1 protein-coding gene is annotated in these 1157 nt (G+C 65.3%); it reads left to right on the top strand.

All coding sequences use genetic code 11. The annotated features are described in order from the left end of the window. The first annotated feature begins 144 nt into the window (after nt 1-144). Nucleotides 145-495: an integration host factor subunit beta gene (locus ACOVRJ_RS08125; RefSeq protein ID WP_422043382.1), complete on the top strand. Its 351-nt coding sequence runs from the start codon at nt 145-147 to the stop codon at nt 493-495. Nucleotides 496-1157 lie beyond the last annotated feature (662 nt).

Raw genomic sequence — 1157 nt, 5'->3', positions numbered from 1 at the left:
GTCGATCAAGGCCAAGGACGTGGCCGACCAGCAAGAAGCCATGCAGCGCCTGTCGCAGAGCAACGAGCGTGAAAACGCCGGCACCACCAGCCTGGGCGCCCTGCTGCGCGCCAAGCTCGACAACAGCAACAACGGCTGACGTCCATGACCCGTTCGGATCTGGTGCTTCGTCTGGCCGAGCGGTTCGCGCAGCTCACGCAGCGCGACACCGAGTTCGCAGTCAAGACCATTCTCGATGCGATGTCCGACGCCCTGGCGCGCGGGCACCGCATTGAGATCCGCGGGTTTGGCAGCTTCTCGATCAGCCGTCGGCCGCCGCGTTTGGGGCGCAACCCCCGCAGCGGCGCGCAGGTGACCATCCCCGAGAAGCTGGTGCCCCACTTCAAGCCGGGCAAGGCCCTGCGCGAGGCGGTGGACGCGTTGCCGATGCCTCCGGAACAGGTGCCATCGCGCAAGCAGCCGGTGCTGTCGGACCTTCAGAGCCGCTCGCACTGAGCCTGTGGAAGTGCCCGAGAGGGCTTGGACGGGTCTGTCTGTACTTGCTGACAGGAAGACGTTGCTGCCGCCACCCACCAAGCCGTTCGCACTGAGCTTGTCGAAGTGCTCGCGAGGGCTTGGACGGGTCTGTACTGAGCGAAGCGCTTGCGGGGGCTTCGACAGGCTCAGCCCGAACGGGATTCTTTGCGATCGCGGGCTTCTTCGCGAAAGCCGGTTTCTTCCCGAGAGCCGGTTTCTTCCCGAGAGTCGGCCTCCGCGCGAGCGCCCACCGCAGCCATGGGGTGTGGAGGCTGACAGGAAGACGTTGCTGCCGCACCCGCCAAGCCGTTCGCACTGAGCCTGTCGAAGTGCCTGCGAGGGCTTGGACGGGTCTGTACTTGCTGACAGGAAGACGTTGCTGCCGCACCCACCAAGCCGTTCGCACTGAGCTTGTCGAAGTGCTCGCGAGGGCTTGGACGGGTCTGTACTGAGCGAAGCGCTTGCGGGGGCTTCGACAGGCTCAGCCCGAACGGGATTCTTTGCGATCGCGGGCTTCTTCGCGAAAGCCGGCTTCTTCGCGAGAGCCAGTTTCTTCGCAAGCGCAGGCTTCTTCGCAAGCGCAGGCTTCTTCGCAAGCGCAGGCTTCTTCGCGAGCGCCGGCTTCATCGCGACAGCCGGCA

This window comes from Roseateles sp. (assembly GCF_049240545.1).
Classification (GTDB): domain Bacteria; phylum Pseudomonadota; class Gammaproteobacteria; order Burkholderiales; family Burkholderiaceae_C; genus Paucibacter_A.
The sequence above is the reverse complement of the archived record's forward strand: the minus strand, read 5'-3'. Positions and strand labels throughout refer to the sequence as shown.